This window comes from Kitasatospora sp. NBC_01539 (assembly GCF_045040525.1).
Classification (GTDB): Bacteria; Actinomycetota; Actinomycetes; order Streptomycetales; family Streptomycetaceae; genus Kitasatospora.
On sequence record NZ_CP109390.1, the window covers coordinates 5,382,474 to 5,401,733 of the forward strand.

Below are 19,260 nucleotides of genomic sequence, written 5' to 3' on the forward strand. Positions count from 1 at the left end.
TGCTCTGGCAAGCTAGGCCAGCCCCGCCTTCGCCGCGCCTGTGGAGTGAGCCGCATGGACCTGGACGTCTTCGTCGCCTCGCACCAGGAGGAGTGGCGCCGCCTGGAAACGCTGAGCCGCCGCCGTCGGCTCTCCGGCGCGGAGGCCGACGAGTTGATCGCGTTGTACCAGCGCGTCACCGGCCACCTCGCCCAGGTGCAGTCCGCCGCGCCCGACCCGGTGCTCGAAGGGCGCCTCACCACGCTGGTGGCCCGCGGCCGGGGCGCGGTGACAGGAGCGCGGACGTCCTCCTGGCGCGACGCCGGCCGCTTCTTCACCGTCAGCTTCCCCGCCGCGCTGTACCGCGCCCGGTGGTGGTGGATACCCATCGGGGTGCTGTCGATCCTTCTCAGCGCGCTGGTCGCGTGGTGGGTGTCGACCCATCCCGAGGTGCGTGCCAGCCTCGGGGCGGCCGAGGAGCTGCGGGAGATGACGCGTCCCGGCGGGGGATTCGAGGCGTACTACTCCGAGCACCCGGCGACCTCCTTCGCCTTCCAGGTGTGGACGAACAACGCCTGGGTCGCCGCCCAGTGCCTCGTCTTCGGTGTGCTGCTCGGCCTTCCCGTGGTGTACGTGCTGCTGGAGAACGTCCTCAACCTCGGCGTGGGGCTCGGCCTGATGTCGTCCGCCGGGCGGCTCGACCTCTTCCTGGGGCTGCTGCTCCCGCACGGTCTGCTGGAACTCACCGCCGTGTTCGTCGCGGCGGGCGTCGGTCTCCGCCTGGGTTGGACGGTCGTCGACCCGGGCCCGCGCACCCGGGGTACCGCCCTCGCGGAGGAGGGCCGCGCGGCGATCGGCATGTCGATCGGCCTTGCCGCGGTGCTGATGGTCACGGGTGCGATCGAGGCGTTCGTGACCCCGTCGGGCCTCCCGACCTGGGCCCGGATCTCGATCGGCGTCCTGGCGGAGGCGCTGTTCCTCCTCTACGCACTCGTCCACGGCCGGCGTGCAGCGGCCGGCGGCGAGATCGGAGACGTCGACGAGGCCGACCGGACGGACGCCCAGCCGATTGCGGCGTGACCCGCCTGCGGGTCTGTCCGGAGGAAGGTCTCGACCCTGGTAGGCTCGTGATCATCCCCGAAGGGCCATTGACGTGGTCGTGACGGGCTAGTAGGTTTGAACGGTTGAGACCGGCTGGACAACGGCCGGGCTGAGGCGTAGTGTCTACGACACCGTCGAGCTGAGGCAGAGCGTCCGAAAGGATCGCCACCCGGCGAAGACAAATCCCCGGACTGAGCATCGCGAATCTTTTGATAAGGTTCGTTGCGAAGTCGAGGAAATCCCCCCAGCGGGAATTTGGAAAATCGGAAGCCGGTAAAACGGACACCGAGGGTCTGATAGGCTGGGAACACGAAAGAGCGAAACACCCGGAGGGTCCGCTGGAAGGCGGTCCGAAGGAAGTGTCCGTTCCTTGAGAACTCAACAGCGTGCCAAAAGTCAACGCCAGATATGTTGACATCCCCGGCCTCAGGTTTCCTGGGGTTGGAGATTCCTTTTGTAGTAAATAACACAGCGAGGACGCAGTGCGCGGGGCTCCCTATTCCGGGGGTTGCCGTGCCGCTCAACGCGGGTGTGAACCCGATTGCGGGTAATCATTCACGGAGAGTTTGATCCTGGCTCAGGACGAACGCTGGCGGCGTGCTTAACACATGCAAGTCGAACGGTGAAGCCCTTCGGGGTGGATCAGTGGCGAACGGGTGAGTAACACGTGGGCAATCTGCCCTGCACTCTGGGACAAGCCCTGGAAACGGGGTCTAATACCGGATATGACCGTCTTCCGCATGGTTGACGGTGTAAAGCTCCGGCGGTGCAGGATGGGCCCGCGGCCTATCAGCTTGTTGGTGGGGTAATGGCCTACCAAGGCGACGACGGGTAGCCGGCCTGAGAGGGCGACCGGCCACACTGGGACTGAGACACGGCCCAGACTCCTACGGGAGGCAGCAGTGGGGAATATTGCACAATGGGCGAAAGCCTGATGCAGCGACGCCGCGTGAGGGATGACGGCCTTCGGGTTGTAAACCTCTTTCAGCAGGGAAGAAGCGCAAGTGACGGTACCTGCAGAAGAAGCACCGGCTAACTACGTGCCAGCAGCCGCGGTAATACGTAGGGTGCGAGCGTTGTCCGGAATTATTGGGCGTAAAGAGCTCGTAGGCGGCCTGTCGCGTCGGATGTGAAAGCCCGGGGCTTAACCCCGGGTCTGCATTCGATACGGGCAGGCTAGAGTGTGGTAGGGGAGATCGGAATTCCTGGTGTAGCGGTGAAATGCGCAGATATCAGGAGGAACACCGGTGGCGAAGGCGGATCTCTGGGCCATTACTGACGCTGAGGAGCGAAAGCGTGGGGAGCGAACAGGATTAGATACCCTGGTAGTCCACGCCGTAAACGTTGGGAACTAGGTGTTGGCGACATTCCACGTCGTCGGTGCCGCAGCTAACGCATTAAGTTCCCCGCCTGGGGAGTACGGCCGCAAGGCTAAAACTCAAAGGAATTGACGGGGGCCCGCACAAGCAGCGGAGCATGTGGCTTAATTCGACGCAACGCGAAGAACCTTACCAAGGCTTGACATACGCCGGAAACGTCTAGAGATAGGCGCCCCCTTGTGGTCGGTGTACAGGTGGTGCATGGTTGTCGTCAGCTCGTGTCGTGAGATGTTGGGTTAAGTCCCGCAACGAGCGCAACCCTTGTTCTGTGTTGCCAGCATGCCTTTCGGGGTGATGGGGACTCACAGGAGACTGCCGGGGTCAACTCGGAGGAAGGTGGGGACGACGTCAAATCATCATGCCCCTTATGTCTTGGGCTGCACACGTGCTACAATGGTCGGTACAAAGGGCTGCGATGCCGCGAGGCGGAGCGAATCCCAAAAAGCCGGCCTCAGTTCGGATTGGGGTCTGCAACTCGACCCCATGAAGTTGGAGTTGCTAGTAATCGCAGATCAGCATGCTGCGGTGAATACGTTCCCGGGCCTTGTACACACCGCCCGTCACGTCACGAAAGTCGGTAACACCCGAAGCCGGTGGCCTAACCCTTGGGAGGGAGCCGTCGAAGGTGGGACCAGCGATTGGGACGAAGTCGTAACAAGGTAGCCGTACCGGAAGGTGCGGCTGGATCACCTCCTTTCTAAGGAGCACATAGCCGGTTGCGAGCGAATGTCTCGCACGGTTGCTCATGGGTGGAACGTTGACTATTCGGCACGGTCGGTGACGACTGCTAGTACTGCTCTTCGGGGCGTGGAACGTGGTGGTGATCCGGTCGGGTCGGGCACGCTGTTGGGTCCTGAGGGGACGGCCGTCTGGTCTGTTGCCTCTGGGTGCCGGCCTCACGTGACTGCACCGTTCGGTGTGGGAGGGTGGGTGTCTGGTCGTTGTTTGAGAACTGCACAGTGGACGCGAGCATCTGTAGGCCAAGTTTTTAAGGGCGCACGGTGGATGCCTTGGCACCAGGAACCGATGAAGGACGTGGGAGGCCGCGATAGGCCCCGGGGAGCTGTCAACCGAGCTTTGATCCGGGGGTGTCCGAATGGGGAAACCCGGCAGTTGTCATGGGCTGTCACCCATACCTGAACACATAGGGTATGTGGAGGGAACGCGGGGAAGTGAAACATCTCAGTACCCGCAGGAAGAGAAAACAACCGTGATTCCGGGAGTAGTGGCGAGCGAAACCGGATGAGGCCAAACCGGCATGGTGTGAGACCCGGCAGGGGTTGCCATGACGGGGTTGTGGGAAAGTTCTTCAGTCGTCTGCCGGCGGCTGGGCGAGTCAGAAACCGTATGGGTAGTCGAAGGACATGCGAAAGGTCCGGCGTAGAGGGTAAGACCCCCGTAGACGAAATCTGTACGGCTTGCTTGAGCTTCTCCCAAGTAGCACGGGGCCCGAGAAATCCCGTGTGAATCTGGCGGGACCACCCGCTAAGCCTAAATATTCCCTGGTGACCGATAGCGGATAGTACCGTGAGGGAATGGTGAAAAGTACCGCGGGAGCGGAGTGAAATAGTACCTGAAACCGTGTGCCTACAAGCCGTGGGGGCATCTCCTTGTGGGGTGTGACTGCGTGCCTTTTGAAGAATGAGCCTGCGAGTTTGCGGTGTGTAGCGAGGTTAACCCGTGTGGGGTAGCCGTAGCGAAAGCGAGTCCGAATAGGGCGGTCATAGTTGCATGCCCAAGACCCGAAGCGGAGTGATCTAGCCATGGGCAGGTTGAAGCGCGGGTAAGACCGTGTGGAGGACCGAACCCACCAGGGTTGAAAACCTGGGGGATGACCTGTGGTTAGGGGTGAAAGGCCAATCAAACTCCGTGATAGCTGGTTCTCCCCGAAATGCATTTAGGTGCAGCGTCGTGTGTTTCTTGCCGGAGGTAGAGCACTGGATAGGCGATGGGCCTCAACGGGTTACTGACCTTAGCCAAACTCCGAATGCCGGTAAGTGAGAGCGCGGCAGTGAGACTGTGGGGGATAAGCTCCATGGTCGAGAGGGAAACAGCCCAGAACACCGACTAAGGTCCCTAAGCGTGTGCTAAGTGGGAAAGGATGTGGAGTCGCAGAGACAACCAGGAGGTTGGCTTAGAAGCAGCCACCCTTGAAAGAGTGCGTAATAGCTCACTGGTCAAGTGATTCCGCGCCGACAATGTAGCGGGGCTCAAGCACACCACCGAAGTCGTGTCATTCACAGAATACGCCCAACGGCGCTGTGGATGGGTAGGGGAGCGTCGTGTGCCGGGTGAAGCAGCGGAGGAATCCAGTTGTGGACGGTTCACGAGTGAGAATGCAGGCATGAGTAGCGATACAAGAGTGGGAAACTCTTGCGCCGATTGACCAAGGGTTCCTGGGTCAAGCTGATCTGCCCAGGGTAAGTCGGGACCTAAGGCGAGGCCGACAGGCGTAGTCGATGGACAACGGGTTGATATTCCCGTACCCGCTTTGAAGCGCCAACGTCGAACCTCTTGATGCTAAGCCCGCGAAGCCGGCCCGGAGTCTTCGGACAATGGGACGTGGTGGAGCCGGTGACCCAACGGGGTAGTAGGTGAGCGATGGGGTGACGCAGGAAGGTAGTCCAGCCCGGGCGGTGGTAGTCCCGGGGTAAGGGTGTAGGCCGAACGGTAGGCAAATCCGCCGTTCATTGAGGCTGAGACCTGATGCCGAGCCGATTGTGGTGAAGTGGATGATCCTATGCTGTCGAGAAAAGCCTCTAGCGAGTTTCATGGCGGCCCGTACCCCAAACCGACTCAGGTGGTCAGGTAGAGAATACCGAGGCGTTCGGGTGAACTGTGGTTAAGGAACTCGGCAAAATGCCCCCGTAACTTCGGGAGAAGGGGGCCATTCCTGGTGATGAGTCTTGCACTCTGAGCTGGGGGTGGCCGCAGAGACCAGCGAGAAGCGACTGTTTACTAAAAACACAGGTCCGTGCGAAGCCGTAAGGCGATGTATACGGACTGACGCCTGCCCGGTGCTGGAACGTTAAGGGGACCGGTTAGTCCGATTTCGGTCGGGCGAAGCTGAGAACTTAAGCGCCAGTAAACGGCGGTGGTAACTATAACCATCCTAAGGTAGCGAAATTCCTTGTCGGGTAAGTTCCGACCTGCACGAATGGCGTAACGACTTCTCGACTGTCTCAACCACAGGCCCGGTGAAATTGCATTACGAGTAAAGATGCTCGTTTCGCGCAGCAGGACGGAAAGACCCCGGGACCTTTACTATAGCTTGATATTGGTGTTCGGTTCGGCTTGTGTAGGATAGGTGGGAGACTTTGAAGCCGTGACGCCAGTCATGGTGGAGTCGACGTTGAAATACCACTCTGGTCGTGCTGGATGTCTAACCTGGGTCCGTGATCCGGATCAGGGACAGTGTCTGGTGGGTAGTTTAACTGGGGCGGTTGCCTCCTAAAGAGTAACGGAGGCGCCCAAAGGTTCCCTCAGCCTGGTTGGCAATCAGGTGTTGAGTGTAAGTGCACAAGGGAGCTTGACTGTGAGACTGACGGGTCGAGCAGGTACGAAAGTAGGGACTAGTGATCCGGCGGTGGCTTGTGGAAGCGCCGTCGCTCAACGGATAAAAGGTACCCCGGGGATAACAGGCTGATCTTCCCCAAGAGTCCATATCGACGGGATGGTTTGGCACCTCGATGTCGGCTCGTCGCATCCTGGGGCTGGAGTAGGTCCCAAGGGTTGGGCTGTTCGCCCATTAAAGCGGTACGCGAGCTGGGTTTAGAACGTCGTGAGACAGTTCGGTCCCTATCCGCTGTGCGCGTAGGAGTGTTGAGAAGGGCTGTCCCTAGTACGAGAGGACCGGGACGGACGAACCTCTGGTGTGCCAGTTGTCCTGCCAAGGGCATGGCTGGTTGGCTACGTTCGGGAGGGATAACCGCTGAAAGCATCTAAGCGGGAAGCCTGCTTCGAGATGAGCACTCCCACCTCCTTGAGAGGGTAAGGCTCCCAGTAGACGACTGGGTTGATAGGCCGGATATGGAAGCCCTGTAAGGGGTGGAGTTGACCGGTACTAATAGGCCGAGGGCTTGTCCTCAGTTGCTCGCGTCCACTGTGTTGTTCTGAAACAACGACCCCCATCGCACCAGGCTGTGTCCTGAGTTCGCGGGTGGGTGGTGACAGTTTCATAGTGTTTCGGTGGTCATAGCGTGAGGGAAACGCCCGGTTACATTCCGAACCCGGAAGCTAAGCCTCGTAGCGCCGATGGTACTGCAGGGGGGACCCTGTGGGAGAGTAGGACGCCGCCGAACAATCATTCCAGTGAAGCCCCCTCCCGTCCGGGAGGGGGCTTCACTGCGTTTACGGCACACATTCACCGCGGAATGGGACCGGCCCTGGGACCAGTGCCGATGTCGGCCGATGTCGGTGGGTCAGGTCAGGTCAGGTCGCGAGGCCGGCGACGAGTTCCAGCTGTTCGTACTGGGCGGGGAGATCCAGGGCCCCCAGCCGGACGACGAGTCGGCGGGCGCCGGCGTCGCGGTACTGCCGGAGTCGGGCGGCCACCTGGTCGGCGGGGCCGGTGACGACGGCTTGGACCTGCTCCAGGTCTTCGAGCCCCAGGCCGTAGTTGGCGCGGGCGTAGACGTCCATGGCGCGCCGCCCGGAGGCTTCGTCGGCCGCCACCAGCACGGAGACGAAGAGGGCGGGGGTGATGCTCCCGGCGTGGCGTCCCGCGGCCGTGGCGGCCTCCTGGACGGCCGTCAGGCCCGTCCGGTAGTCGGCGGGGTCGGGCGGATAGGGGAGCCACCCGTCGTACAAGCGGCCGGCGCGGGCGAGGGCGGCCGGGGTGGCACCGCCCAGCCAGATCGGTGGCCCGCCCGGCTGGAACGGGCGGGTGGACGGCGGGACGTCGTCGAATCGGAGGATCTCGCCGTGGAACGAGGTCGGCCCGTTGGCGGTCCAGAGCTGCCGCCACAGGGCGACGGTCTCGTCGAGGCGCTTGAACCGCCGCTCCCACGGGACTTCGGAGAGTGCGTACAGCGGCTGCCCGAAGTGGCCGGGGAAGCCGGCGCCGACCGTCACGGCCAGGCGTCCGCCGGAGAGCAGGTCGATCGAGGCCAGTGCCTGGGCCGCCTGCACCGGGCGTCGGAGGAACGGCAGGAGGGCCCCGGTGCCGAGCGTCGCATGCCGGGTGACGGGGGCCAGGGCGGCCAGCATGGTGAGCGCCTCGATCCGGGGTGTCAGCAGCGAGTCGTTGACGAAGAGCGCGTCGTAGCCCAGCTGTTCGGCCCGCAGGGCGAACGGCACGAGCTCGCGGGGGTCGGCGCCCTGCCCCCACTGCGCGCTGCCGGTCGGGAGGAGGACGCCCAGGCCACGGTCGGTGGCCGGGTGGTTCGCGGGGCCGGTCTCGGTGTCGTTCTGCATGGGACGAGCCTGCGCCCGGCAGGGAAGGCTCTCAATTCCCTGGAGGGAATGGCGAGTGGGAGGGCCGGGGCCGAGACTGGCGGCGTGGACTTCTCCCGTGCACTGCGCGAACGTCGGACCCGCCACCGGGTGAGCCAGCTGGATCTGGCGTTACGGGCCGGCACGACCCAGCGGCACGTGAGCTTCATGGAGAGCGGCCGTTCGGCGCCCGGCCGGGCCATGGTGCTCCGGCTCGCGGAGTCGTTGCAGCTCGGGCTCCGCGACCGCAACGATCTTCTCCTGGCGGCGGGTTACGCACCGGCGTACCCGGAGAGCCGGCTGGACGGGGCCGCGTTGGCGCCCGTTCTGGACGCGCTGGAGCACGTGCTGGCCGGCCATCTGCCGTACCCGGCGGTCGTGGTGGACCGGTACGGCGTGCTGGTGGCGGCCAATGCGGCGTTCGCGCTGCTGACGGAGGGGGCGGCCGCCGAACTGTGCGCTCCCGGCGCCAACATGTACCGCCTCGCGCTGCACCCGCAGGGGCTCGCCCCGCGGATCCTCAACTTCCCCGAGTGGGCGCGGCACGTCGTCGAGCGGCTCACCCGGCGGGCCGAGTCGGAGGCGGACGACGGACTGGCCGAGCTGCACCGCGAGTTGGCGGGCTACCTCCCACCGGAGGAGCCCGCGGGGGCGCCGCTCGGCTTCGCCGTACCCCTGCGGCTGCGCTCCGGTCGGAGCGAGTTGAACCTGATCACCACGGTCACGACCTTCGCCACCGCGGTGGACGTCACGCTCTCCGAACTCCGGCTGGAGGCGTTCCTGCCCGCGGACGCGGAGACGGCGGAGCGGCTCGCTCAGAGCCGTCCGGCGGCCTTGAGGGCGAGGTAGGCGTCCGCGAGGGCCGGGGGCAGGGCAGCGGGCGGTGCGTCGAGCACGGTCACGCCGTGCCGGGTGAGGCGTTCGGCGGTGCTGCGGCGGTCGGCGCGGGTCTGCTCGGCCGCGGCGGCGCCGTAGACGGCGTCCAGGGTGCCGCGGCCTGCCGCGAGCTCCTCCAGCCGGGGGTCGGCGAGGGCGGCGAGGACGACCTCGTGGCGCTTGGTGAGCAGGGGCAGCTGCGGGAGCAGGCCCTCCTCGACGGCCCCGGACTCCAGGCCGGTCAGGAGCACGATCAGGGAGCGGTGCGGGGCCATCCGCAGCGCGGCGGCGGTGAGCGCGCGCAGGTCGGTCTCGACGAGCGCGGGCTCCAGCGTGGTCATGGCCTCGGTGAAGGCGGGCAGGACGTCGGCGGCGGATCGGCCGGCCACCGCGGTACGGCGGCGCCGGTCGTGGGCGAGGAGGTCGACCCGGTCGCCGGCCCGGGTGGCGAGGGCCGTGAGGAGCAGGGCGGCGTCGAGCGAGGCGTCCAGCCGGGGGGCGTCGCCGACCCGGCCGGCCGAGGTGCGTCCGGTGTCGAGGACGATCAGGATGTGCCGGTCGCGTTCGGGCCGCCAGGTGCGCACGGCGACGGTGTGGCGGCGCGCGCTGGCCCGCCAGTCGATGGACCGGACGTCGTCGCCGGGGAGGTACTCGCGGAGCGAGTCGAACTCCGTGCCCTGGCCGCGGGTCAGGACGGAGGTGCGGCCGTCGAGTTCGCGCAGCCGGGCGAGCCGCGACGGCAGGTGACGGCGGCTGGCGAACGGCGGCAGCGCCCGGACCGTCCACGGCACGCGGTGGGCCCCCTGCCGGGCGGCGAGGCCGAGCGGGCCGTACGAACGGATCGTCACCCGGTGCGTGTGGTGGTCGCCGCGGCGGGTTGGCCCCAGCACGGTGGTGAGCCTCCGTCGCTCCCCGGCGGGGACGGTGACGGAGTGCCGGGCGTTGTCGTACGAGCTGCCGGGGTGCCAGGCGGACGGGGGCCAGGCGTCCCTGACGAGGGAGCGGAGCGGGCGCCCGGACGGGTTGGTGACGGACAGCTCGACCTGCGCGGTCTCGCCGAGGCGGACGCGGGTGTCGCCGGACCGTTCGAGCAGCAGGCTGCGGACCGGGGCGGCGAGGACCAGGTCGGCGGTGACGGCGAGCAGGACGAGCAGGGCGGCCGCGCCGACCCCCACCCACGAGGGGACGACCAGGCCGACGACGAGCGCGCCCAGCGCGGCGAGCAGGGCGGTACGGCCGGTCAGGGCCATGGGCGGGGCTCCTTGGTGAAGTGGGGTCAGCGCGGGGCGGGCGTCTGCGACAGGACGGCCTGGACGACGGAGTCGGCGGTGACGCCCTCCATCTCGGCCTCGGCCCGCAGCTGGATCCGGTGACGCAGCGTCGGAAGGGCCAGGGCCTTGACGTCGTCGGGGGTGACGTAGTCGCGGCCGGCGAGCCAGGCCCAGGCGCGCGACGTGCCGAGCAGCGCGGTGGCCCCGCGGGGCGAGACGCCGATCGACAGCGACGGGGACTGCCGGGTGGCCCGGCACAGGTCGACGACGTACGCCAGCACCTCGGGGGCGACGACGACCTTGGCGATCTCCTCGCGGGCGGCCGCGATGTGCTCCGGACCGGCGACCGGGCGGACCCCGGCGGCGGCCAGGTCGCGCGGGTCGAACCCGGCCGCGTGCCGGGCCAGCACCTGGTACTCCTGGTCGCGGGTGGGCAGCGGCAGGACCAGCTTGAGCAGGAAGCGGTCGAGCTGGGCCTCGGGCAGGGGGTAGGTGCCCTCGTACTCGACCGGGTTCTGCGTGGCGGCGACGAGGAACGGCACCGGCAGGGCCCGCGGCTCGCCGTCGACGGTGACCTGGTGCTCCTCCATGGCCTCCAGCAGTGAGGCCTGCGTCTTCGGCGGGGTGCGGTTGATCTCGTCCGCGAGCAGCAGGTTGGTGAAGACCGGGCCGGGCTGGAACGAGAACTCCGCCGTGCGGGCGTCGTACACCAGCGAGCCGGTGACGTCGCCGGGCATGAGGTCCGGGGTGAACTGGATGCGCTTGGTCTCCAGGCTGAGCGCCGTCGACAGGGTGCGGACCAGCAGGGTCTTGGCGACGCCGGGCACGCCCTCCAGCAGCACGTGGCCGCCGCAGAGCAGGGCGACGACGAGGCCGGTGACGGCGGCGTCCTGGCCGACGACGGCCTTGCCGATCTCCTCGCGCAGTGCGGTGAGCGCTGCGCGGGCGTCGCCCGCGGGGAGCGGGCCGTCGGCCGGGCCGGTGCCGGGCTTCGTGAGGGTCGTGAGGGCGGCGGGTTGCTCGGTCACGGCTGTCGTACCTGCCTTTCCAGGGCGTCGAGGTCGTCGGCGAGCCGCAGCAGTGCGGCGTCGTCGGTGGGAGGCGCGCCGTACAGCAGCGCGTGCAGCTCGGCGGAGGGGCGGCCCAGGCGTCCGGCGGCGGCCGCCGCGAGGGTCGCGGGGTCGGCCTCCCCCCGGCTCACGGGCACGCCGAGCGAGGGTGCGAGCCGGTGGCGCGCGGCGCGGCGCAGTGCCTCGGCGGCGTGGCCGCGAGCGCGGGCCCGGCGGTACAGCCGGGCGCGGCCCTCGGTGGTCTCGGCGGCGCGGACCACGACCGGGAGGTCCTCGGAGACGACCGGGCCGAGTCGGCGGGCCCGCCAGGCGGCGGCGAGGCCGGCGGCGACCGCCAGCTGGAGCACGGCCCAGCGCCAGCCGTCCGGGACGTGGTCGAGGAGGCTGCGGCGGTCCTCGGTGGGCGTGGCGACCGGGGCCGTGTAGTCCGGGAGGAACCACACGAGGTGGGGACGGGAGCCGAGCAGGCCGAGGGCGAGCGCCGCGTTGCCGTCCGCCGTGGCGTGGGCGTTGGTGAGCGGCAGGCCGCTGCCGAGCACGGCGGTCTGCCGGCCGTCGGCGTCCTGGTGCAGGACGAGCGTCGGCTTTCCGTGGTGCGGATAGCAGGCGGTGTCGGCCGGGGCGGGGACGTAGAGCAGGCCGCCGAGTTCGGCGCTGCCGGCCCGGGTGGCCTCGGGGAGGGCGCAGTCGGGTGCGGTGGACGTCTCGACGACGTAGTCGGGGAGCCCGTCCGGCGCGGGTGAGGTGCGGACGCCGCCGGCGAACGCGTCGAGCTCGGCGTCGTCGGGGGCGACCAGCACGAGGCGGGAGCCGCGGCCGCGGTCGACCCCGGCGAGGGTGTCCAGCGCGTCCTCGTCGAGGAGGTAGGCGTCGGGGAGGACGACGGTGGTGTCCGGCTCGGCGAGGGCCGCCGCGAGCTCGGCCGGTCCGGCGGCGGTGCGGACGGTCACGCCCTGGCGTTCGAGCACGCGGACGACCGCGCGGGTGCCGTTCGGGTCGGGGGAGCGGGGGTCGAGCGGCGGCCAGGTGCTGCTGCCGCCGAGGCCACCGACCAGCAGGCCGACCAGGACGAGGAAGGCCGCGGCCAGCAGGTACCAGCGGACGCGGCGCGGCCGGCGGGGACGGCGCACGGCGGTGCCCTGCGGCGCGGGTGTCGGCTCCGCGCCGGGGGCGTCCGTGCCGGGGAGCTCCGCCGGCGCGGGAGGGACGGGCCGTGCGGGAGGGACGGGCCGTGCGGGAGGGACGGGCGGGGCGGTGGTCATGCGGCGCCTCCGCGGGCCGGGGCGAGGACGGGACGGCTCGCGCCGACCGAGCGGTCGAGCGCGAGCAGGCCCTCGTACGCGGCGCGGTCGGCGGCGCGTTCGCCGTACACGACGTCGTCGAAGGTGCGGGCGGCCGAGGCGAGGGCCCGGGCCTGGTCGGGGAGGACGCGGCCGGCCTCGGCGGCGGCCTCGTCCGCGGTGCGGCCCGGCCTGGTGTCGAGGAGGGTCCGCTCCTCCAGCGACCGGACGACGGCGCGCATCTGCTCGCGGACGGCCTGCGGCCACTCGCCCGCCGCGGCGTGCGCGGCGGCCGCGCGGCGGTGCTGCTCGGCGCTGCGCGGTCCGCGGTGCTCGAACAGCGCGCCGGTGCGGACGGTCTCCCGGCGAGGCGCGCCGAGGCGCCACCAGAGGGCGCCGACGACGAGGACGACCAGCAGCACGAGCAGCACGATGCCGGTGGCGTCACCCGCCATCGAGTGCCCGAGGTGTGCGAAGAGCTCGTCGAGGCGTTCTCCGAGCCAGTCCGTGGCGCGTTGGACGAGGCTGGGGTCGTGCCGGTGGTACGCCGGGTCGAACATCTCGTCGCGGAGGGCGTCGCGCGCCGGTCCGCGGGGGATGGTCACCGGCGCGCCGTCGGCGAGCAGACGGATGCCCGGGCCGTGCGTCCCCCCGTACGGCATCGGCTCAGGCTCCCGGAGGCGTCGGCCGGTCGGCCAGGTCCGCGGAGCCGTAGTCGGGCAGGCCCGCGGCGCGGGCGAGTTCGATGTCGAGGGCCTCGCGGCGGATGCGCTGGTCGATGTAGAGCAGCACGTTGACGGCGGCGCTGAGCGGGATGGTGAAGGTCGCCACGACGGTGCCGCCGATCGCCAGCACGAGCAGTCCCAGCGGGGGCAGGCCGACGAGAAACGGGTTGTCCCCGCCGACGTCGTCGCCACCGATCGAGAGGAAGCCCGCGACGGCGGTGACCGGTGCCATCACGATGGTGGAGGCGACCCCGATCAGCACGCGGGTGAGCACGTTGATGCCCAGCAGACGCCACCAGGAGCCCTTCACGAGCCGCCGCGAACGCGCCATCGAGGCGAGGACGCCCTGGCGTTCGAGGACGACGGCGGGTGCGGCGAGGCTCAGGTCGATCGCCAGCCAGATCGCGAACGGCGCGGCCGCCAGCAGCAGGATGGCGCCCAGCCCGAGCAGGCCCTCGTTCAGGCCGTCGGCGACCGCGACGATCAGCAGCACGGAGCCCGGCACGAACGGGGCGGCGATGATCAGCAGCGTCAGCAGGGTGAGACCGGTCAGGGGTACGAGCCGCGGCAGGGCGGCCTTCCACGCCTCGGAGACGGTCACCGGCTGCCCGAGGACGGCCCGGCTCACCACCATCGTCAGCATGCCCACCGCGATGACGCCCAGCAGCAGCTCGACGGGCAGCGGACCCAGCAGCGCCACGATCTCGGTGACCGTGCCGGGCCGCTCGTACGCCAGCCACTGGCCCAGCGCCTCCAGCACCTGCTGGAAGGCCGCGAGGCCCAGCGACAGGCCGAGGGCGGTGCGCCAGTGACGCCGCACGGTGGTCACGGCGCCGTCGAGGATCTCGCCCACGCCCAGCGGACGCAGCGGGATGATGCCCGGCTTCGGACTGAGCGGTACGCCCCAGCCGGCCTGCGGGGGGCCCTGCCAGCCGCCCTGGGGGCTGCCCGGACCCCAACCGCCCTGGGAGGGGCCCTGCGGGGCGACCGGGCCCCGGGCATCCTGGGGGCCGCCGTCCGGCGCCGACGCCCCGCCGTCCGGCCCCTGGCCCTGGCCGGGGATGCTGCCGTACGCTCCGCCGTACGGGCCGGGCCCGCCCGGTGTGTCGCCGGCGGAGCCGGCCGGCGGCCGGACATCGTCGCGGGGCGGCTCGGACGAACCGGGCGATGCCCAGCCCGGGGTGTCGGTCATCAAGGCTCCTTGTCGAGGGTCCGGGGCGCCGTGGACCCGGTGATCCGGGCCCGGAAGGGCGTCGGATCGGATACGGCCGGACGGCCGGAAGTCGCTGCTGCGCCGCCCATCGTGCCATGGTGGCGGCGACGGCCCCAGAGGTATTCCGCTGCTGATCGGCATCGGTCCGCGCTACCGCCCTGAGCTGTGCTTTTTCAGGCGAAATGCCCGTTTTCACGCCCGCAAGGGGCGGCGCGAGAGGGCGGGTGTGAAGCAGGTCACAATCGGGTGATGAGAAGATGGAGTCATGAAGGGACGCGTCCTCGTCGTTGATGACGACACCGCACTGGCCGAGATGCTCGGCATCGTGCTCCGTGGTGAAGGTTTCGAGCCGTTTTTCGTCGCCGACGGGGACAAGGCACTTGCCGCGTTCCGGGAGACCAAGCCGGATCTCGTACTGCTCGACCTGATGCTGCCCGGCAGGGACGGCATCGACGTCTGCCGGCAGATCCGGGCCGAATCCGGCATTCCGATCGTCATGCTCACGGCCAAGACCGACACGGTGGACATCGTGGTCGGTCTGGAGTCGGGGGCGGACGACTACGTCACCAAGCCGTTCAAGCCGAAGGAGCTGGTGGCGCGCGTGCGCGCCCGCCTGCGCCGGGCCGAGGAGCCCACGCCGGAACAGCTGACCATAGGCGACCTGGTGATCGACGTCGCAGGCCACTCCGTCAAGCGGGACGGCCGGGGCATCCCGCTGACCCCGCTGGAGTTCGACCTGCTCGTCGCGCTCGCCCGCAAGCCCTGGCAGGTGTTCACCCGCGAGGTGCTGCTGGAGCAGGTCTGGGGCTACCGGCACGCGGCCGACACCCGGCTGGTCAACGTGCACGTGCAGCGCCTGCGCTCCAAGATCGAGCGCGACCCCGAGCGCCCCGAGATCGTGGTGACCGTGCGCGGCGTCGGCTACAAGGCGGGGCCCAGCTGACGTGGTGCAGTACGAAACTGACGACTCCCCGTCGGGCGTGGACGCCGACGGGGAGGCTGCTGTGCGCGGTGACGTGCTGAGCTCGACCACGCGGGGCCGCCGGCGCCGCCGTGGTCCGGTGGCACTCGCCGCCTCGGTCGTGCGTCAGTTGCGGCGGCCGGTGAGCCGGCTCGTCGCGCTCTACCGGCGCTCCATCCAGCTGCGGGTGGTCGCCGCCACCCTCATGCTCTCCGTGGTCGTGGTCCTGGTGCTCGGCGTGGTCGTCGTGGCGCAGGTCCGCACGGGTCTGCTCGACACCAAGAAGCACTCCGCGCAGGGCCAGGCGCTCGGCGGGTTCCAGATCGAGCAGGACAAGATCAACGAGGCGATCAACCTGCAGGCCAAGGCCGGCACCGGCACCGACCCCTCGCGGGACGAGGTCGGCACCTGGCTGATCAAGCAGGTCTCCGACCTCGCCAGCGGCGGCAGCGGCGTCTACTCGGTCATCGCCCTGGTGCCGTCGACCGGTCAACAGGAGAGCGCACCGAGCGCCGCCCTGCGCGGCGCCTGGTACTCCGGCAACATCGTGCCCGACTCCATCAGCCAGGACCTGCGCGACGAGGTCGCCGCCGAGACCGGAACCCCGCACCAGCAGACCACCGAGATCCAGCGCACCGCCGACGACGGCAGCCCCTCGGGCAACGAGCCGGGCCTGGTCATCGGCAAGCAGTTCAACGGGCCGGACGGCACGCCGTACCAGCTCTACTACGTCTTCTCGTTCGGCCAGGAGAGCAAGACCCTCGGCCTGGTCACCACCACCCTGGCGACCGCCGGCGTGTTCGTGGTGGTGCTGCTGGGCGGCATCGCCTGGCTCGTCGTGCGCCAGGTGGTGACCCCGGTCCGGATGGCCGCGGGCATCTCCGAGCGGCTCGCCGCCGGCCACCTGGAGGAGCGGATGAAGGTCACCGGCACGGACGACATCGCCCGTCTCGGCGAGTCGTTCAACCGCATGGCCAACGCCCTGCAGGCGCAGATCCGGCAGCTGGAGGAGCTCTCGCGGGTGCAGCGCCGCTTCGTCTCGGACGTCTCGCACGAGCTGCGCACCCCGCTGACCACCGTCCGGATGGCCGCCGACCTGATCTACGACAGCCGCGAGGACCTCGACCCGATGGCGGCGCGCTCCGCCGAACTCCTGCAGGACCAGCTCGACCGCTTCGAGTCGCTGCTGGCCGACCTGCTGGAGATCAGCCGCTTCGACGCCGGCGCCGCGATCCTCGACGCCGAGCCCGTCGACCTGCGCGACATCGTGACCCGCGTGGTCGAGGCCGCCGACCCGCTGGCCCAGGCCAAGGGCAGCGCGGTGATCGTCCGCGGCGCGGAGAAGCCGGTGGTCGCCGAGGTCGACTCCCGGCGGATCGAACGCATCCTGCGCAACCTCGTCGTCAACGCCCTGGAGCACGGCGAGGGCCGCGACGTGGTCGTGCGGCTCGGCTCCGGCGACGGCGCCGTCGCCGTCGCCGTCCGCGACTACGGCATCGGCCTCAAGCCCGGCGAGGCCTCCCGGGTGTTCCACCGCTTCTGGCGGGCCGACCCCTCCCGGGTGCGGACCACCGGCGGCACCGGGCTCGGCCTCTCCATCGCGGTCGAGGACGCCCACCTGCACGGCGGCTGGCTCCAGGCCTGGGGCGAGCCCGGCGGGGGCTCGCACTTCCGGCTGACCCTGCCGCGCACCCGCGGCGGCGAGATCGCCCGGGCGCCCTTCCGGCTGGAACCCGAGGACTCCCGCCACAACCGCGGCCTCGCCGCCACCGGCGCGCCGTACCGCCGCGCCCTGCGCCCCGGCGGGTCGACCGCCTCGGCCGCGGGCGTCGATGCCGGCCAGCCCGACCAGGACGCCCCGGAGACCCCGGAGATCGGCTCCGTGGGCTTCGGCCCCGGGCTGGGCGGCGTGCTGTCCATCGGCCCGGGCCTCGGCCGACGGCAGGCAGCGCCGGTCGCCGACCCCTCGGACGTCCGTGCGGCGGCCGCCGGGTACGGTGCCACCGGGGCCCAGGTCGTCGTGGACCGCGGATCCGGCCGTCCGCCGGTGCCGTCGCAGGAGGGCCCGCGTACCGCCGACACCACCGGGAGGCCGCAGCGTGCGAAGGACGGGCAGCGTGAGGGCTGACCTGCGCTCCGCGCGGGCCGGCTGCGCCGCACTCGCCGTACTGCTCGCCGCGGGCTGCGCGGCGATGCCCGCGGACGGGCCGCCCGAGCGGGTCGGGCTGCCGCCCGGCCCCGGCGCGGAGAACCTCCAGGTGCGGGTCTTCCCGGTGCCGCCGCACAAGGGCGAGGACCCGCGCGACCTGCTGGCCGGCTTCCTCGCCGCCTCCAACGCCGACGAGGCGAAGGACTACGAGACCGCCCTCAAGTACCTGACCGCCGACGCGGGCAAGCGCTGGAACCCGCAGGCCGGGGTCGCGGTGCTGGCCACCACGCCGCACCGGGACGAGACCGTGGCCTCGCCCGAGGCGAAGACCATCACGGTGAGCGGCACGAAGGTCGCCGAGCTCGACGAGGGCGACTCCTACCGGGTGGTCTCCGACGCCTCGTACCAGCAGCAGTTCACCTTCGTGAAGGAGACCGACGGCCCCGACAAGGGCGAGTGGCGGATCGACCGCCTCCCCGACGGGCTGATCATCGACCAGACGAACTTCAAGAACGGCTACCGCGCCGTCCACCGGTACTTCTACGCGGCCTCCGACCCCTCGGCGGCCGGCGAGTCGCTCTCCGTCATGGTGCCGGACCCGATCTACCTGCGGCGCCGGACGGACCCGCTCACCGCGGCCGCCAGGGCGCTCGCCGCCGGCCCCTCCGGCTGGCTGGCACCCGCGGTGTACTCGGCGTTCGACGGGGTGCACATCCAGGATGCCGTGACCGTCGGCGACGACCGGACGGCCACCGTCCGGGTCGACGTGCCGGACTTCGCCGGACGCCAGACCAACTGCACGCAGATGGCGACGCAGCTCTTCCACACCCTGGCCGACCAGCAGGGCAAGGCGCAGATCGACCGGGTCGACCTGGCCGGCGAGAAGGGCGGGTGCTCGGTGAGCGCCACCCAGGCCGCCGCCTCCGCCCCCGGCCACCTGGTCGGCACGTCGGGCGCCGAGCAGTACTACCGGCTCGCCGACGGGCAGCTCCTCACGGTGCAGGGGGACGGGCCCGGCCGGGCCGTCCCCGGGCCCCTCGGCGGGCAGACGCAGCCGAAGGCCGGCGCCGTCGCCGTGCGCCGCGACGGCGCGGGCGCCGCCGCGGTGAGCGCCGACGGCGCCGCGCTGTACGTCACCGGCTTCCAGGAGTCCGACAAGCTGGGTGAGCCGCTGCTGACCAGCCACGTGCCCAAGCCCGGGCAGGGCCTCGCCTCGCCGAGCTGGGACGGCCGGCAGAACCTCTGGGTGGTCGACCGCGACCCGGCGGCGGGGAACGTCTACATGGTCCGCGGCCGCACGGTGGTGAAGGTCCAGGTCGACGGGCTGGGCGGCCGCACCGTGCAGGACGTCCGGGTCTCCTCCGACGGCACCCGGGTCGCCGTGGTGCTGCAGGACGCCGACGGCGCGCGCTCCCTGCGGATCGGGCTGATCCTGCACGAGGGCACCGCGAGCGCGCCGCGGGCGCGGATCACCGAGCTGCGGGCCGTCGCGCCGCTGCTCACCGACGTCGCCTCGGTCTCCTGGGCGGACACCGACCAGCTCCTCGTGCTCGGCAAGGAGCAGGGCAAGCTGCAGCTGCTGCACTACGTGGGTACCGACGGCTCGCAGTCCAGCGACTCGCCGCTGCAGGGCGGCGAGTCGATGACCTCGGTGTCGGCGTCGGAGAGCCGGACCGGCGAGACCGTGCCGCCGGTGCTGGCGCTCTCCAGCGACCACCGGATCTTCCGCCTCCAGGGCAACCAGTGGCGCGAGGTCGCCCTCCAGGGGCAGCAGGCCGCCTCCTTCGACTACCCGGGCTGACCGGCCCGGCGGCCGGGCCGGA

At 69.9% G+C, this 19,260-nt stretch carries 11 protein-coding genes and 3 rRNA genes; 8 read left to right on the forward strand and 6 right to left on the reverse strand.

Annotation, left to right across the window (positions count from 1 at the left end):
* The first annotated feature begins 54 nt into the window (after positions 1–54).
* The 4 genes from OG335_RS23370 to rrf all read left to right on the forward strand — a co-directional run bounded on the left by OG335_RS23370 (position 55) and on the right by rrf (position 6,760).
* Positions 55–1,059, forward strand: a complete 1,005-nt coding sequence (locus OG335_RS23370) for a stage II sporulation protein M (RefSeq protein WP_405013077.1) — start codon at positions 55–57, stop codon at positions 1,057–1,059.
* 575 nt (positions 1,060–1,634) lie between these two features.
* A 16S ribosomal RNA gene (locus OG335_RS23375) occupies positions 1,635–3,156 on the forward strand.
* A 281-nt stretch (positions 3,157–3,437) separates the two neighbouring features.
* Positions 3,438–6,546, forward strand: a 23S ribosomal RNA gene (locus tag OG335_RS23380).
* A 97-nt stretch (positions 6,547–6,643) separates the two neighbouring features.
* Positions 6,644–6,760: ribosomal RNA gene (rrf, locus tag OG335_RS23385) — 5S ribosomal RNA — on the forward strand.
* Together the 16S, 23S and 5S rRNA genes form the textbook arrangement of a ribosomal RNA operon.
* Positions 6,761–6,890: 130 nt before the next feature.
* Here rrf and OG335_RS23390 read toward each other — a convergent pair.
* Positions 6,891–7,874, reverse strand: a complete 984-nt coding sequence (locus OG335_RS23390; RefSeq protein WP_405013078.1) for an LLM class flavin-dependent oxidoreductase — start codon at positions 7,872–7,874, stop codon at positions 6,891–6,893.
* Positions 7,875–7,958: 84 nt separating this feature from the next.
* Between OG335_RS23390 and OG335_RS23395 the strand changes: the two genes are divergently transcribed.
* Positions 7,959–8,741, forward strand: a complete 783-nt coding sequence (locus tag OG335_RS23395) for a helix-turn-helix domain-containing protein (protein WP_405013079.1) — start codon at positions 7,959–7,961, stop codon at positions 8,739–8,741.
* On the opposite strand, the gene OG335_RS23400 is transcribed toward OG335_RS23395, so the two are convergent.
* The 5 genes from OG335_RS23400 to OG335_RS23420 are packed head-to-tail and all read right to left on the reverse strand — an operon-like array spanning position 8,708 to position 14,306.
* Entirely contained in the window at positions 8,708–10,018 is a 1,311-nt protein-coding gene (locus OG335_RS23400) for a DUF58 domain-containing protein (RefSeq protein WP_405013080.1), read from the reverse strand. The two genes, OG335_RS23395 and OG335_RS23400, sit on opposite strands and share 34 nt — an antisense overlap.
* A 26-nt stretch (positions 10,019–10,044) precedes the next feature.
* Entirely contained in the window at positions 10,045–11,067 is a 1,023-nt protein-coding gene (locus OG335_RS23405; RefSeq protein ID WP_405013081.1) for an AAA family ATPase, read from the reverse strand.
* Positions 11,064–12,371, reverse strand: a complete 1,308-nt coding sequence (locus OG335_RS23410) for a DUF4350 domain-containing protein (RefSeq protein WP_405013082.1) — start codon at positions 12,369–12,371, stop codon at positions 11,064–11,066. The genes OG335_RS23405 and OG335_RS23410 overlap by 4 nt, the downstream gene beginning before the upstream one ends.
* On the reverse strand, positions 12,368–13,051 hold the full coding sequence (locus tag OG335_RS23415) for a DUF4129 domain-containing protein (protein ID WP_405013083.1): 684 nt from the start codon (positions 13,049–13,051) through the stop codon (positions 12,368–12,370). Before OG335_RS23415 ends, OG335_RS23410 begins: the two co-directional genes overlap by 4 nt.
* Positions 13,052–13,055: 4 nt before the next feature.
* Complete coding sequence (locus tag OG335_RS23420) at positions 13,056–14,306, reverse strand: hypothetical protein (RefSeq protein WP_405013084.1); 1,251 nt, start codon at positions 14,304–14,306, stop codon at positions 13,056–13,058.
* A 286-nt stretch (positions 14,307–14,592) separates the two neighbouring features.
* On the opposite strand from OG335_RS23420, the gene mtrA reads away from it, so the two are divergent.
* Genes mtrA through OG335_RS23435 form a run of 3 tightly spaced genes read left to right on the forward strand, consistent with a single transcriptional unit; the run spans position 14,593 to position 19,238 of the window.
* The gene (gene mtrA, locus OG335_RS23425; protein ID WP_363487734.1) at positions 14,593–15,270 is read left to right on the forward strand and encodes an MtrAB system response regulator MtrA; all 678 of its coding nucleotides are present in this window, start codon (positions 14,593–14,595) and stop codon (positions 15,268–15,270) included.
* A gap of 4 nt (positions 15,271–15,274) precedes the next feature.
* A complete protein-coding gene (gene mtrB / locus OG335_RS23430; protein WP_405013085.1) occupies positions 15,275–17,416 on the forward strand; it encodes an MtrAB system histidine kinase MtrB in 2,142 nt (713 codons plus the stop codon).
* Entirely contained in the window at positions 17,406–19,238 is a 1,833-nt protein-coding gene (locus OG335_RS23435) for an LpqB family beta-propeller domain-containing protein (RefSeq protein WP_405013086.1), read from the forward strand. Before mtrB ends, OG335_RS23435 begins: the two co-directional genes overlap by 11 nt.
* Positions 19,239–19,260 lie beyond the last annotated feature (22 nt).